We start from the raw sequence: 14,970 nt of genomic DNA on the forward strand, positions 1-14,970 counted from the left end.
AAATGTCCATAAAAAAAGATGGGATAATGGTAATTTTATCATCCCCATCTGGGGCAGGTAAAACAACTTTAGTAAAACTGCTCTCTAAGAATAAAAATTTTCATATTTCTATTTCTCATACCACAAGAAAACCTAGACTAAACGAAATTGCAGACAAAGATTATTACTTTGTTGATCATGATAAATTCGAAAATTTAATAAAAAATGAAGAATTTTTAGAGTATGCAAAAGTATTTAATCACCTTTATGGAACAACTAGAACACCAGTAATTGAAAAATTAGAAAAAGGTGAAAATGTAATATTTGACATTGATTGGCAAGGAGCAGATCAAATCAAGAATAAAAAATTAAATTATAAATTAATCACTTTTTTTATTTTACCTCCTAGTAAAGAAATACTATTTGAAAGACTATCAAATAGAGACATGAAAGATAAACTGATAGTAGAAGAACGTATGAAAGAGTTTAGTAGAGATGTTTTGCATTGGATTAATTATGATTACGTAATTATTAATGACAATCTAGAAGAATGTTATTCTAAAATTAGCAGTTTAATTGATGCCGAAATTAACAATGGCTCGAAAGACTACGATAAAGATTTCATTAGAAAACATGTTGAAAAACTAACCTCTTAAGTCTTCATATTCTTTTACAAGTTTAAAATATACTTCTGGCTCAAGGTTTTGAGGTCTAAGATTAAGATCAATACCAAATTTTTCTGCAACTTCTTTTCCGTTATCAAAAACTTGGTTAAAGGGTTTTTTTAACATTTTTCTTCTTTGGCTGAAGAATATTCTAGTAATTTTTTCAAGGTTTTTAGGATCCTTTAATTTAAAAAAATTTTCTTTGGGAGTGAATAAAAGTAAAGAACTATCTATTTTTGGTCTTGGTGAAAAACTTTGTGGTTTAATGTCTAATATTTTTTTTACATTTAATTTCCAGCTAGATAAAATTGATAGTCTGCCATAATTAGAGTTATTAAATTTAGATATAATTCTATCAGCAACTTCTTTTTGGAACATTAAAACCAGACTATCGAACCAAAAATTTGAGCCAATATTAAGAATCCATTTAGATAAGATTTCTGTTGAAATGTTATAAGGTAAATTACCAAAGACAGATAGTTTTTGATCCGAGATAGTACTTTCAGATACTTTTAAGATGTCATCATTGATGATTTTAATTTCCGTATCAAACTTTTCCTTTAGTAATATGGCTAAATCATCATCTTTTTCTACAACATAGAGTTTCTTTGGTTTCTTTTTTAAAATATATGTCGTTAGATTTCCACTACCTGGTCCAATTTCTAAGACTTCCTTGTTAGTAATATCGGTTATAGATACAATTTTTTCAAGCACTTCTCTATCTATTAAGAAGTTTTGCCCAAGGCTTTTTTTTGCTTTTATGAACACCTATTTATCCAAAAACTTTAAAGCCTGAATTAAGCTTTTTGGATCAGATAAATTTTTACCCAGCATTGAATAATTTGGTCCATGATCTGGAGAAATACGAGTAAATGGTAGGCCTAAAGTAATATTAATTGCATCAAAACCAAATAAAGCCTTCATAGGAGAAAGTACTTGATCATGATACATACCAATAATTACATCATATTTCTTTAATAAAAATTTTGTAAAGATAGTATCAGCTGGAAATGGACCATTAATTTTATTATTTTTTAATCGTAATTTCTTAATAGCTGGAATTATAACTTTATCCTCTTCAGAATTTTGAAAATTACTTTCACAGTGGGGATTTAACCCAGTTATTGCAATCCTTGGTAGTTTATTAAATTTTGTTTTATAAAATTTATTAATCAGGTTAACTTGAGTAAATATTTTTTGTTTTGTTATTTTTTTATGAACATCTTTTAAAGCAAGATGGGTTGTAAGAGGACTAACAGATAAATTTTTATTAAATATTAACATTGCAACATCTTTTTTTTTGGTTTTCTTGGCAAGATATTCAGTGATACCTAAAGTTTTACCTTTTAAAAAAGACTTTTTGGAAACAGGACCATTGATAAATTTGGATAAATTATTTTGTTTCATAAAATTTAAAGCAACTTTAAAAGTTTCATCTATGTACTTATTTGACTTACTAGTAATTTTTTCAAAGCATTTTTTAAATTTATAATCAACATTAATTAAATTAATTTTTTTATTAGTTAGTTTGGAGAAATCTTTTAACTCCTTGTCAATATCATTTATTTTGAAATAAAAATCTAATTTTTTCATCTGTTCTTGAAGTAATTTTTTAGAAATAATGATTATTAAGGGTGACTTATAAATATTAGTTTTTAAACTTTTAAAAAAAATTTCTAAAAAAATACTGTTGGGCTCTCCACCCACTATTATTATTGGTTCCTTACCCATTAAAATCTAGATTCTTTTTGATCTTGTTATAATAAATTTTTGAATATTGATTCAACTGTCTGTTACGTTCATAGTTAATTGCTTTTTTTAATTCATTTTCAATATCAATAGTAGTTTCAGAACTTTTTATATTTATTAATTTTAATATTAATATACCGTTTGATAAAATTATAGGTTTTGTAAATTCTCCCACTTTTAAGCTGCTTATATTTTTTCTAATATTATTATTAAGTGAATTTTCATTGATCCAACCAATATCACCACCAATTTTAGCTGAATCAGAAAAACTATATGTTGCAGCACTATTTTCAAAACCTATTTCATTTATGCTTTTAACAACTTCTTTATATTTTTTTTCGATCTCTTCTTTGTTTTTAACTTCAAAGATAATTTCAGATAATTGATATTCTTTTGATTCAATTTTGTTATTTTTTAGAAGCTCTTCTTTTAATACAGCCTCATTAATTACAACTTTAGATGAATATTTTTTTATAATTAGTTCATTCCACAAAGCATCAATAGTAATTTTTTTTTCGATATCACTTATTTTTAAATCATAATCTTTTAAATAAATTTCAAATTCATTTATTGATTTTAGATTTAACCTTGAATAAATATTTTTTAGTAAAAGTTCAGAATAGTCTTCATTTAATTTTATTTCTTTAAAATTTTTTGATATTTCTATTTTTTTTATCTTCTCTCTTATTATTGATTCGTTAGAAATATTTAATATCTTTTCTTGATCTAACTCTTTTAAAGAATTATTTAGAGCCACAAGATATTTAAATTCATTTTTAATATCAATGTTAGTTATAATTTCGTCTTGAATATTATGAATTATTTTTGTTTCAATTGATTGAGCATGCACACACATTATGACAAATAAAAATATTAAAATTTTCTTTTTCATATAATCCTATTTTAAAGCCATTTTATCTGGTGAAAAAGTTCCAAGTGGAACAATAGTTATAGAGAAAAATAATTCTTCAACTGGTTTAATATCAGCATCGTTATAATAATTCTTTTTATATTTTACACCCGCAACCAAACAATCATTTTTATACTCATACACCAAATCATAGTACTCTGTTAAATCAAGCTTTCGATTTCTTCTTGTATTAAATGATATAGAATTTTGATTATCAAAGTTATATTTTGTTGTATTTTGAATTATATTGGTACTGCCAATAGCGCCTCTTTCCTCTAAATAATCAAACTGAGTAATAAAGTTTCCAAATTCCATTTTAGTTATTAAAGAATTGTATTCAAAAGTATTCAAATCATCCGTTAAAGAAAAATTGTAGCCTAACGAAATATTTCTAGTAGGTTTAAAATTCAATTCCCCAAATATATTGGAGTTTTTTTTATTTAAAGTACTACTTGTAGGTATATTCTTTTCTTCATCTAATCTAAAAACTGATGCAAGTTTAAAATCAATATATTCTTCAATTTTATCTATTTTATTATCAACGTTAACTTTTTCTTTTTTGAAGTTTAAGCCCAATGTAATAGACTCACCGGACTCAAATGAGTTTCCTAAACTTAATCGATTAGAAGAAAAAACATTACTAATATCAATTCTTCTAGACTCGTTTTTATTATTTTTCATTTCATGGGGGCTAAACCTTAAAGACAGCTTTGGTTCTAAAGTATCGAATGTTGTGGAATTTTTTTTAATTAGTGGCAATGAAGCATTGTATGTATATGCGCTCATTAATTCTGATTGTGGACTATTTTTATATGTAGGGTTATTTTTACCAACAGTATTGATATTTTTCAAAGCAATTTCAAAATTTGTTTTAATTCCATTATCAAAGAATTTACTTAAAGCAGAGTAAATTAAATCATTTGAAATTGTAGATCCAACAACATTCGTATCATTTAAAGTGTTATTTCCATATGAATTGAGATTAAAACTGCCATCAATATTATTAAAACTAAAATTTTTTGAAAAATTATAACTAGGTAGTACATATTGATATCTATCGCTATTGGAGCCATTTAAAGTTTCGTACATTTCAAATGAGGTTGATAGATCATAGCTTTCATGCTCTAGATCAAATTGAATTTTAGACTCAAGCACACTGTTGTCATCTAGTAGAAGAGGGGATTGTAAATCAAATAGCTTTAAATAGTTATCATTTGATACTTTTTGATAGTTAATTTGAAGCATACTTTTTTTGAAGTTGTCCAACGACAAATCTACTAACGTATTTGTGAAAAGATGAGACCTTGTACCTCCCTTGTCTTGAGAACTAGAGTCATGGCCATTAACAAAGCTAAAATCTGCTATTGTAAGTGAATTCTTTGTTTTTTGTCTATACTCATTTTGTAATAAAAATTTATTATCATCAAAGAGTCTTGGTTTTATTGTTAGGTCTTTATTATCAGATATGGCCAAAAAATACGGCACATAAACTGAGCTACCAAGATTATTTGAGCTACCAAATTCAGGCATTAAAAGACCAGATTGTCTTTTTACTGATGGGTCTGGATGAAAAAATTTAGGAAAGTAAACAACAGGAAAATCATATATTTCTAACCAAGCATTTTTATAATTAATCTGTTTTTTAATTTTATCATGGTGAATTTCATCTGATGTAATTTTCCAGGGGGGACATTTATCTGTTTTTTTACATGATGTAAAAACACCTTTTTTAAAGTAGGTATTAATCTTGTCTCCAAATCCTGAAACTGCACTTATTCTGGGATCATTCTCGTTATCCCCAAATAAATCTTTGTGGAACTTTGCAGTAATATCTTTTCCTAAAAATTCATTTTTTTTTAAGTCAAAAAAACCAGTTTTAAGAAAAAATTCATCACTTTTATTTTCTTTATCACTAGTTATAGCTACTATATTTTCACCCTTAAGAATTTCTTGATTAATAGAGTATTGAAACTGCTCAAGTTTATAAGTATTAGACTCATTATCGGTAATAATTGCATTTTTTTTAGATGATAAAATCATCTTATTTTTAAAAAGAATTAAATCAAAACCTTCAATATCGTATTTATTTGAAATTTTAATTAATGTTTTACCTACTGTGAAAATTTTTTCTTCATTCTTAAGATAAAAAATTTGTTGAGCGTTAATGGTTATGTTGTTATTTAAATCAAAAAGCTGAACATCACCATTTGCTTCCAGTCTATTGATTTCTTTTAAATACTCAAAGTTGTCTGATATTAATTTAAGCTGACTATCAGTTCTAATTGTACCTCTGTTATTGCCTTTATATATATTTCCATTTTCAGTAATTTCTAAATCAGAAATTTCAAAAATAAATTCTTCTCCAAGAACTCGACTAAAATTAGATATAGTAAATAAGATCACAAGAAAGAAAGCTATAAATTTATTTTTCATTTAACTTTATTATAGAGATGAAATTTATTATTGATAATATAATTAAAGGCAAAAAAATTGAAAGTGTTACAGGAATTTTTTCATTTGTGCCCAGGACACTTAAAAAATTATTAATATAGTAAATAATTACAGACAAAAAAATCCCTAATGTAATCTTATAAAAGGTATTTTTTTGGTAGCCAATGTTAAACATAATAATAGCAGAAAAAATTGTAATTAGAGTTAAGTAAACTGGATAAGAGACAATTTTCAATAAGTGAGAATTTATATCAGTTACAGAATAATTTAAAGACATATAACTTTTTCTTAATGTAATTAAATCAATTATACTTAAAGAAGAAAGGTTTGAAAATAAGCTATTTATTTTTTGTAAGTCAAAATTTGAATGTAATATCAATTCATTCAAAGTACTTTGTGAATTACCTTTTAGAGTTATTGGATTAAATATTTTCCATTTTTTTGATGTAATATCAACTCTTTCACTTTGTAATACTTCAACTAAATCAAAATCTTTATTGAACTTTGTTATGGAAACATTGAGTAAAAATTCATTGTTGACCTGGCGGGCATTAATTATGTTTATATTGTCATTTATTTCATCTTTGATCCAAAGACCATTTTCAGTGATAACAGCTAAATACTTATTATCATCTGAATAGTTATTTTTAATTAATAGATATGAGTTTTTTAAAATAGATGATCCGTTATAAAAAAAAATAACCATAATAATGCCAAGAATGAATGAATATAAACCTAAAATTTTTATGATTTTTATATTATTTAAACCAGAGTATTTAAAGACTTGTAGTTCGTTTTTGTCAATAAGATGAATAAAAAATACTTGAGTGCCCAACAAAAAAATAAAAGGAAGTATTTCAAATAAGACCGAAGGTGTATTTAATAGAGACAAAAAGAAAAGATAATAAAAACTTAAATCTATATTTTTAAAAAATTCAATTTGTTCAAGGATATTTGTAATTAAAATGATAATAAAAAAAGTAATAAAAATTTTTAATAATGAGATGTTAAAAAGATTAATTAAAAATTTAATATAGGTTTTCATACTTTATTAACTTTTAATTTTATTACAAAATAGAGATAAATAATTAATGTTAAGATCAATGGAAAAATTGAAAGAAATATGTTCTGCATTAAATTCATACTTATTAATTTTGAAGATGATTCTAAAAAAATAATAAAAAGAAAAGCAAATAAATAAATCTTAAATTTATTAATATTAAATGAATGGTCACTTTTAGATTTTAATATAAATAAAAGTGAAATTGAAATTAGAAAAGTTATATATAGAGGTTTTATCAATCTAACATATAATTCTTGATGAATATTTTTTAAGTTTTTAAGACCACAGTTTCTATCTAAAGAGTCTTCAGGAAAATTTATTTTATTTGTTGATTTGTGAAAAATCAGCACACATTTAATTAAATCTTTAGTTGCAGTTTCTTGATTTTTTTTTGTTAGCATACTTTTTGTAGAAAATTTTGAAATATTATAATCAGTTTTTGAGAATTTGAATTCTGAAATTTTCCCATTTACGACATTGATAGATTTGCCATCATATAATGTTAATACTTTTTTATTATTGTCTATATTTACTATTGCAGTTTTAGCAAAAGTAGTTTGTGAGTTATTAACATCTGTTTTTTCATTTAAGAATATATTTATTAATTCACCATTTTTATTTTTTTCATCAAAGTAGATTGTCAAATTTTCAACAACATCTATAAACTTTTTAGGTTTGAGAACACTTTCAAAAAAATCTAAGTTAGATGATCTTATAAAGGATCTAGCTTTATCTTGAGCAAAAGGAGTTATTACAGCATTTAAAAATAAACTAATAAGTACAAACCAGAGAGAAAATTTTATAAAAAAATTTATAAAATTAATTTTTTTAATTCCAAAATTCCAAAATATAACTAGCTCATTTTTATTCTCATATTTTAATAATATGTATGAAAATGCCAAAAATATAGCAAAGGGAAAAATTCTACTAATTATTTTAGGAAAGCTAAGTAATGTATATTTAAAATATACGAGAAAACCGTGGCCGTCCTCTATAACAAAATCGAGATAATTAACTGCCTGTAATACCCAAATAATTATACTGATGGTAAATACAACTAATAAGAAAAAATTTACACAATCTTTAGATAATTTTTTATAAACAATTTTTTTCATTGAAATACAGTAAATTAGCTCTTATATACCACTCAACTCGCATAGAGTGTATTTAAAATTTATGACTATTCAAATTAATTACAAAAAAATAAGTTCAAAAAAAGACTTAGCCAACCTTGTCTTATTTGTTGATGAAAAATTCAATATTAACAATTTAAAAAAATATCTATCAAATTTAGAATTTTCTTACATATCTGATTTATTAAAAAATAGTGATTTGAAAAAAGATTTACTTTCTTTTAAAATTAATTCAAAAAAGACAGTATTTTTAGTATCCATTAAGAAAGATATAAAAATATCAGATATAGAAAATCTAGGAGCTAAATTTCATAGTTATATTAATAATGATAAGAAAAAAGAATACTTTGTAAATTCAGATACAATTAATAATAAAATTAAAAATTTTGTTGGTTACTTTCTGCATGGACTTAAATTAAAATCATATGAATTTAATATTTATAAATCTAAAAAAAACAAAGAAACTGTTCTCATAAATGTTATAGGAAACAAAAATAAAATATCTACTCAAGATCATTTAAGATTTAAAGCTCTAGAAGAAGGAAGTTTTTTTGCAAGAGACCTTGTGTCTGAACCAGGAAATGTTTTACACCCTGATGAATATGCAAAAAGAATAAATACACTTAAAAAATTTGGATTGAAAATAAATATTTATGATGAAAAAAAATTAAAAAAACTTGGAATGAATGCGTTACTTGGTGTAGGGCAAGGTAGTATTAGAGGATCATATCTTGTAACAATGGAATGGAATGGAGCAAAAAATAATTCTAATCCTTTAGCTTTTGTTGGAAAAGGTGTTTGTTTTGACACTGGAGGTTACTCTTTAAAACCAGCAAAGTTTATGGAAGATATGACTTATGATATGGCAGGCTCAGCTACTGTGGTGGGTTTAATGAAAAATTTAGCAATAAGAAAAGCAAAAATAAATGCTGTTGGTGTTGTAGGGCTTGTTGAGAATATGGTTAGTGGAAACGCTCAAAGACCTGGTGACATTGTAAAATCATATAGTGGTAAAACAATAGAGGTGCTAAACACAGATGCTGAAGGTAGATTAGTTTTGGCTGATGCTTTAACTTTTACTGAGAAAAAATTTAAACCTAAGTTTATGGTTGATCTAGCAACATTAACAGGTGCTATTATAGTTTCATTAGGCTCTGAATATGCAGGTCTATTTTCAAACGATGATAAATTGTCAAAACAATTATTAGAAGCGGGTGATAAAGTTGAAGAAAAATTATGGAGAATGCCGTTGCATAAAAACTTTGACAAACTTATAGACTCAAAAAATGCAGATATGCAAAATATAAATTATGTAGGTGGTGCAGGATCCACAACTGCAGCACAATTTTTACAAAGATTTATTTTAAATAAAACACCTTGGGCTCATTTAGATATAGCTGGTATGGCATTTTCAAAATATGGTGGTGCTTTAAATTCAGGTGGTGCAACTAGCTATGGAGTAAGATTATTAAACCAACTAATAGAGGATAATTATGAGTAATATAGAACAAACACTATCAATCATTAAACCTGATGCTGTTGAAAGAAATTTAGATAATGAAATCAAAGAAATGTTTACTGATAAAGGTTTTAAAATTATTAAAGATAAAAAAATTCAGATAACAAAAGCAGAAGCAGAACAATTTTATAAAGTTCATGAAACTAAACCTTTTTATAATGATTTATGTGCTTATTTGTCTTCAGGCCCAATTGTCGTGATGATACTTGAAAAAGAAAATGCAGTTTTAGGAAACAGAGAATTAATGGGTGCAACTAAACCAGAGGAAGCTGCAGAAGGAACTATAAGAAAAAAATATGGAATTTCTATTGATAAAAACTCTGTACATGGCTCTGATAGTGTTGAAAATGCTAAAATTGAAATTAATTTTTTCTTTAAAGATTAATTAAATAATTTTTTTATAGCCGCTGGATAGAGCTTGTGCTCTTGTTTTAAAACTTTTTTAGCTAAAGAAATAGAATTATCTTTTTTTGAAATTTTAACTTTCTTTTGCAGAATTATTTTTCCTGAATCAAGTTTTGCTGTTACAAAATGAACAGTACAACCAGCTACCTCATCTTTATTTTGTATTGCTTTTAAATGAGTATCAAGCCCCTTATATTTTGGCAGTAAAGAAGGATGTATATTAACTATTTTTCCACTAAATTTTTTAATAAAATCTTTAGATAAAATTTTCATAAAACCTGCAAGGCAAATAAACTTTATATTTTCTTTCTTTAATAAATTTAATATTTTTGCTTCAGCTATTCTATAGTTTTTAAAGCTTGATACATATTTTTTTATATTAAATTGATTTGAAAATTTTAAACCTTTGGCTTTTGAAGTATTTGAAAAAATTAAATCTATGGATATAGGTGAATTTTTTATTTTAGAAAATTTTATTAAATTTTTTAAATTACTTCCAGTTCCAGATATAAATACTGCTGTTTTAATCTTTTTAGGACCAGTCAATTTTACCATTAAGTTTAACTTTATATTTTCCTGCAGTTATTTTTCCAATAATATAGGGTTTAAATTCTTTTGTAAAAAATTTAGTAATTTTATTTAAGTTTTTAGGATTAACTATTAAACAAAAACCAACTCCACAGTTGAATGTTTTTAACATTTCCTCATCATCAATGTTATTTTGCTTCAACCATTTAAAAATTTTTTTAGTTCTAACTTTATTTAAATCTATATCAGCGACTAATTTATCCGGAATAACTCTCTTAATATTATCTGCTAGGCCACCACCAGTAATATTTGCACATCCATTTAAAAGATTGTTATCAATTAAATTTAGAACTTCTTTGACATAAATTTTTGTAGGTCTTAGTAATTCTTTTTTTAAAAATGAATTATTTTTTAAATTAATCTTTTTTTTATTAAGCACATGTCTAACTAAAGAATAACCATTTGAGTGCACACCACTTGATGGTATAGCCAGCACTAAGTCATTTTTTTTTATATTCTTCTTTGATAGTATTTTCTTTTCATCAACCAAACCCACCGCAAAACCTGCTATATCAAATTTACCTTTTTCATAGGTACCTGGCATTTCTGCTGTTTCTCCACCAACCAATTCACAGTTTGAAATTTTACAGCCTTTTACTATTCCTTTAAGGATCGATTTTAATTTATTTAAATTAATTTTATTAATAGAAATATAATCCAAAAATAAAAGTGGTCTTGCTCCTTGAACAATTAGGTCGTTTACGCTCATAGCAACTAAATCAATACCAATTGTGTCATATTTATTGAGTAAATTGGCAATCTCTACTTTTGTACCAACACCATCTGTGCAAGCTACAATTTTAGGATTTTTCAGTTTTTTTGGAATATCAGTTATAGAGCCGAAGCCACCAATATTATTAAACTTTTTTTTGCCTTTTTTGTTTGATGATATTGACGATATAAATTTAACAAAATTATCAGCAGCATTTATGTTTACACCACTTTTTTCATAGGTAAATTTTTCTTTTTTCATTAGTATAATATATGCAAATAATTAATAAATTTTATAAATTACTTAATGTATATATTTATTTTATTTTATTCTCTCTATTAATAGTATTTTTTTCCACAACTTATTCAAATGCAAATGCGTTTAGAGTATCTAACATTGAAATATCCTCTCCATTTGAATTAAATTTTGAAAAAAATAACGTTATTGACAAAGGATTTCAAACTTCCTTTTCTGATTTGATTTCAATGATTACAGCCTCTGGTGATAGAAAAAAGATTAAAAATGTTTCTATAAAAGAAATTAAGGGCATGATTGATTCTTTCACCATTAGTGATGAAAAATTTATAAATAATAAGTATTTTGCAAATTTAGAAACAACATTTAATAAAAAAAAAATTCTTAAATTTTTAGAAAATAAAAATATTTTTCCATCAATACCCCAAAGAAATAAGGTCCTATTATTTCCTATCCTTATAGAAACTAAAAATAACAATATATATCTTTTTAATAACAATATTTTTTACGATAAATGGAATGAACAAAAAAACTCTTATGATTTGTTAGATTATTTATTACCAAGTGAAGATATTGAAGATTGGATAGAGTTACAAAAAATCTCAAAAGATATTGAAACTTATGATTTTTCAAATCTAATTAATAAATATGATATTAAAGATAATATAATTTTAATAATATATAAAGAAAGCAACAGAATAAGAACACTTTCAAAAATTAATTTAAATAACAGCTTGAAAATTCAAAATAAGAACTATCCCAAATTAGATATTTTTAATAATAATGACTTTTCTAATATTGTTGAAAATTTAAAACAGCTTTATGAGGATCAATGGAAAAAAAATAATGAAATTAATACTTCCATAAAACTTCCTATAACAATATCTATTAATTCCAAAAAAACTAAAAAAATTATAGAGTTGGAACAGGTGCTTTATAGTTTAGATCTAGTTTCTGACTTTAGTATTTTGAATTTTAATAGTGAGATTATTCAATATAAAATTACTTATAATGGCACACCCAATATATTTTTAAATGACATGAAAGAAAAGAACCTTGAATTAGAAATGAAGAATAATATGTGGATATTAAAATGAAAAATTTAAATCAATTATTATTAGATTTTAATTATGAACAAAACTTTAAAGATGATGATTTTTATGTTGGAAAGAGTAATTTTTATGCTTTTGAAATGATTAACAAATGGCCAAAGTGGGAAAAAAATTTTTTAAACATTAGTGGTGAAAAATTTTCAGGAAAAAGTCACCTAGTTAATATTTTTTTGAAAAAATTTAATGGCATTAGGATTGATGTTAATTCATTAAATGACGAAAACATTAAATCCATTAAACCTTACCAAAATATTGTTTTAGAGGATTTAAATTTAAATATAAATGAGAAGCTGATTTATTCACTTTTTAATATAATAGATCAAGATAATAAGTTTTTGATAGTCACATCAATGAAACCAATATCTGAGATCAATTTTAAACTTGAAGATCTTCGATCTAGAACAAAGAACTGTCTTTTTGCAAATATTCAAAACCCTGACGATGAGCTAATGTTTGCATTAATATTAAAAAATTTATCAGACAGACAAATTACTTTAGATAAAAAGCTGATTAACTTTATTATTAAAAGAATTGAGAGATCGTATGGCAAAATATTTGAATTCATATATAAAATTGACAAGATTAGTTTAAAAAAAAAGAAATCTATCGATTTTAAAATTATTAATGAAGCTCTTGAGGAATAAGTGAATAAATATAGAACACATACATGTAGTGAGTTAACAATAGATAGTAGCGGTAAAGATGTTGTTTTATCAGGCTGGATAAACAAAAAAAGAGATCATGGAAATTTACTATTCATAGATTTAAGAGACAATTATGGAATGACTCAATGTATCATAGATAAAAGTAACGAAAATTTTAATTCATTAGAAAAAATTCAATTAGAAAGCGTAATTAAGATAAATGGTAAGGTTGTAGAGAGAACAAAAGAAACTATTAACAGAGATCTTCAAACTGGAGAAATTGAGGTTAATATAAATTCATTTGAAGTGTTGGGTACTTGCAAGGAGTTACCAATGCCAGTTTTTAGTGATCAAGAGTATGCTGAAGAAATTAGACTCAAGTATAGATTCTTAGATCTAAGAAGAAAAAAAATTCATGATAATATTATCTTAAGGTCAAAAGTTATCTCTTTCATTAGAGGCGAGATGTCTAAACTTGGGTTTTTGGAATTCCAAACACCAATATTAACATCCTCTAGTCCCGAAGGTGCAAGAGATTTTTTAGTACCAAGTAGATTAAATCCTGGAAAATTTTATGCACTGCCACAAGCGCCACAACAATTTAAACAACTTATAATGGTTTCTGGTTTTGATAAATATTTTCAAATAGCTCCATGCTTTAGAGATGAAGATGCAAGGGCAGATAGAAGTCCAGGTGAATTTTATCAGCTTGATTTAGAAATGTCTTTTGTTGAACAAGAAGATGTCTTTCAAGTTGTTGAAAAACTAATAGTCAATGTTTTTAAAAAATTTTCTGAAAAAAAATTGATGTATGAAAAATTTCCAAGAATACCTTATGAGGAATCTATGCTTAAGTATGGATCAGATAAGCCAGATTTAAGAAACCCATTAATAATTTCAGATTTATCAAACATTTTTACACGTGATGATGTTACGTTTGAGATATTTAAAAAGCTTGTAAAATCTGGTTCTAAAGTGAGATGTATAGTAACAAAAAATACAAAAGATAAACCTAGAAGTTTTTTTGATAATATTGATAAGTGGGCAAAAGAACAAGGGGCATCTGGTCTGGCTTATTTTACAATTGAAAAAGAAGAAAATATTTCAGCAAAAGGACCGGTTGGAAAATTTTTTTCTAAAGAAGCATTAGAGGAAATTATGAAAATCACTGGAGCTGAAATAGGGGATAGTATATTTTTTGCTTGTGGAAAAATAAATGATGTTGAAAAAATAACCTCTTTAGCTAGAGATAAAATTGCTAAAGATTTAAAATTAATTGATGAAAATACTTTTGCATTTTGTTGGGTTGTTGATTATCCAATGTTTGAAAAAAATGAAGTAACTAATAAAATCGAATTTAGTCACAATCCATTTTCAATGCCTCAAGGAGACTTAAAAGACATTGATTTTGATAATCCTCTTAATATTAAAGCCTATCAGTACGATATTGTTTGCAATGGGATAGAGCTATCTTCTGGTGCAATTAGAAATCACGTGCCTGAATTGATGTATAAACTTTTCTCGATTGCTGGATATCAAAAAGAACAAGTTGATGAAAAATTTAGTGGAATGATCAATGCTTTAAGTTATGGAGCCCCACCTCATGGTGGTATAGCACCTGGTATCGATAGAATTGTAATGTTGTTAGCAAATGAAAAGAATATTAGAGAAGTTACAATGTTTCCAATGAATCAGAATGCTCAAGATTTAATGATGAACGCTCCATCAAACGTTAACGAAGAGCAACTTAAAGAGCTTGGTTTAGCTTTAAAACTGAAAAAATAA

14 protein-coding genes are annotated in these 14,970 nt (G+C 25.2%); 6 read left to right on the top strand and 8 right to left on the bottom strand.

Annotated elements, in window-relative coordinates; genetic code table 11:
• The first annotated feature begins 2 nt into the window (after positions 1-2).
• The gene (gene gmk, locus AC5SLW_RS01590; protein ID WP_271625805.1) at positions 3-635 is read left to right on the top strand and encodes a guanylate kinase; all 633 of its coding nucleotides are present in this window, start codon (positions 3-5) and stop codon (positions 633-635) included.
• Here the strand turns inward: gmk and rsmA are convergent.
• From rsmA to AC5SLW_RS01620, 6 genes are read right to left on the bottom strand one after another with little or no spacing between them, the layout of a single operon-like run.
• Positions 624-1,412: a 16S rRNA (adenine(1518)-N(6)/adenine(1519)-N(6))-dimethyltransferase RsmA gene (gene rsmA, locus AC5SLW_RS01595; RefSeq protein WP_006997203.1), complete on the bottom strand. Its 789-nt coding sequence runs from the start codon at positions 1,410-1,412 to the stop codon at positions 624-626. The two genes, gmk and rsmA, sit on opposite strands and share 12 nt — an antisense overlap.
• Entirely contained in the window at positions 1,413-2,375 is a 963-nt protein-coding gene (gene pdxA, locus AC5SLW_RS01600) for a 4-hydroxythreonine-4-phosphate dehydrogenase PdxA (protein ID WP_494575463.1), read from the bottom strand. It lies immediately after the preceding gene.
• The gene (locus AC5SLW_RS01605) at positions 2,368-3,285 is read right to left on the bottom strand and encodes a peptidylprolyl isomerase (protein ID WP_018413958.1); all 918 of its coding nucleotides are present in this window, start codon (positions 3,283-3,285) and stop codon (positions 2,368-2,370) included. The genes pdxA and AC5SLW_RS01605 overlap by 8 nt, the downstream gene beginning before the upstream one ends.
• A gap of 6 nt (positions 3,286-3,291) precedes the next feature.
• Entirely contained in the window at positions 3,292-5,736 is a 2,445-nt protein-coding gene (locus tag AC5SLW_RS01610; protein WP_494575465.1) for an LPS-assembly protein LptD, read from the bottom strand.
• Entirely contained in the window at positions 5,726-6,799 is a 1,074-nt protein-coding gene (locus tag AC5SLW_RS01615) for an LptF/LptG family permease (protein ID WP_494575467.1), read from the bottom strand. The genes AC5SLW_RS01610 and AC5SLW_RS01615 overlap by 11 nt, the downstream gene beginning before the upstream one ends.
• Complete coding sequence (locus AC5SLW_RS01620; RefSeq protein WP_494575469.1) at positions 6,796-7,932, bottom strand: LptF/LptG family permease; 1,137 nt, start codon at positions 7,930-7,932, stop codon at positions 6,796-6,798. Before AC5SLW_RS01620 ends, AC5SLW_RS01615 begins: the two co-directional genes overlap by 4 nt.
• 61 nt (positions 7,933-7,993) lie before the next feature.
• Between AC5SLW_RS01620 and AC5SLW_RS01625 the strand changes: the two genes are divergently transcribed.
• Complete coding sequence (locus tag AC5SLW_RS01625; RefSeq protein WP_494575471.1) at positions 7,994-9,451, top strand: leucyl aminopeptidase; 1,458 nt, start codon at positions 7,994-7,996, stop codon at positions 9,449-9,451.
• Positions 9,444-9,854, top strand: coding sequence for a nucleoside-diphosphate kinase (ndk, locus tag AC5SLW_RS01630; protein ID WP_020169223.1), 411 nt, complete (start codon positions 9,444-9,446; stop codon positions 9,852-9,854). The genes AC5SLW_RS01625 and ndk overlap by 8 nt, the downstream gene beginning before the upstream one ends.
• On the opposite strand, the gene purN is transcribed toward ndk, so the two are convergent.
• Positions 9,851-10,429, bottom strand: a complete 579-nt coding sequence (gene purN, locus AC5SLW_RS01635; RefSeq protein ID WP_494575473.1) for a phosphoribosylglycinamide formyltransferase — start codon at positions 10,427-10,429, stop codon at positions 9,851-9,853. The two genes, ndk and purN, sit on opposite strands and share 4 nt — an antisense overlap.
• Positions 10,407-11,435 carry a phosphoribosylformylglycinamidine cyclo-ligase gene (gene purM, locus AC5SLW_RS01640; protein ID WP_494575475.1) on the bottom strand — a complete coding sequence of 343 codons (1,029 nt, stop codon included), beginning with the start codon at positions 11,433-11,435 and terminating at the stop codon, positions 10,407-10,409. Before purM ends, purN begins: the two co-directional genes overlap by 23 nt.
• 11 nt (positions 11,436-11,446) lie before the next feature.
• Here purM and AC5SLW_RS01645 point away from each other — a divergent pair, with 11 nt between their 5' ends.
• Genes AC5SLW_RS01645 through aspS form a run of 3 tightly spaced genes read left to right on the top strand, consistent with a single transcriptional unit; the run spans position 11,447 to position 14,970 of the window.
• Complete coding sequence (locus AC5SLW_RS01645) at positions 11,447-12,526, top strand: hypothetical protein (RefSeq protein ID WP_494575477.1); 1,080 nt, start codon at positions 11,447-11,449, stop codon at positions 12,524-12,526.
• Positions 12,523-13,185: a P-loop NTPase family protein gene (locus AC5SLW_RS01650; protein ID WP_494575479.1), complete on the top strand. Its 663-nt coding sequence runs from the start codon at positions 12,523-12,525 to the stop codon at positions 13,183-13,185. Before AC5SLW_RS01645 ends, AC5SLW_RS01650 begins: the two co-directional genes overlap by 4 nt.
• On the top strand, positions 13,186-14,970 hold the full coding sequence (gene aspS / locus AC5SLW_RS01655) for an aspartate--tRNA ligase (protein ID WP_494575481.1): 1,785 nt from the start codon (positions 13,186-13,188) through the stop codon (positions 14,968-14,970). It begins immediately after the preceding gene.

It is taken from the genome of Candidatus Pelagibacter sp. PS_40 (genome assembly GCF_059417765.1).

Bases quoted from the DNA above. Each gene is read 5' to 3' on its own strand.
- purM (WP_494575475.1), bottom strand. From the start codon at position 11,435: ATGAAAAAAGAAAAATTTACCTATGAAAAAAGTGGTGTAAACATAAAT.
- AC5SLW_RS01615 (WP_494575467.1), bottom strand. From the start codon at position 6,799: ATGAAAACCTATATTAAATTTTTAATTAATCTTTTTAACATCTCATTA.
- ndk (WP_020169223.1), top strand. From the start codon at position 9,444: ATGAGTAATATAGAACAAACACTATCAATCATTAAACCTGATGCTGTT.
- AC5SLW_RS01625 (WP_494575471.1), top strand. From the start codon at position 7,994: ATGACTATTCAAATTAATTACAAAAAAATAAGTTCAAAAAAAGACTTA.
- AC5SLW_RS01650 (WP_494575479.1), top strand. From the start codon at position 12,523: ATGAAAAATTTAAATCAATTATTATTAGATTTTAATTATGAACAAAAC.
- AC5SLW_RS01605 (WP_018413958.1), bottom strand. From the start codon at position 3,285: ATGAAAAAGAAAATTTTAATATTTTTATTTGTCATAATGTGTGTGCAT.
- gmk (WP_271625805.1), top strand. From the start codon at position 3: ATGTCCATAAAAAAAGATGGGATAATGGTAATTTTATCATCCCCATCT.
- pdxA (WP_494575463.1), bottom strand. From the start codon at position 2,375: ATGGGTAAGGAACCAATAATAATAGTGGGTGGAGAGCCCAACAGTATT.
- AC5SLW_RS01620 (WP_494575469.1), bottom strand. From the start codon at position 7,932: ATGAAAAAAATTGTTTATAAAAAATTATCTAAAGATTGTGTAAATTTT.
- AC5SLW_RS01645 (WP_494575477.1), top strand. From the start codon at position 11,447: ATGCAAATAATTAATAAATTTTATAAATTACTTAATGTATATATTTAT.
- purN (WP_494575473.1), bottom strand. From the start codon at position 10,429: ATGGTAAAATTGACTGGTCCTAAAAAGATTAAAACAGCAGTATTTATA.
- AC5SLW_RS01610 (WP_494575465.1), bottom strand. From the start codon at position 5,736: ATGAAAAATAAATTTATAGCTTTCTTTCTTGTGATCTTATTTACTATA.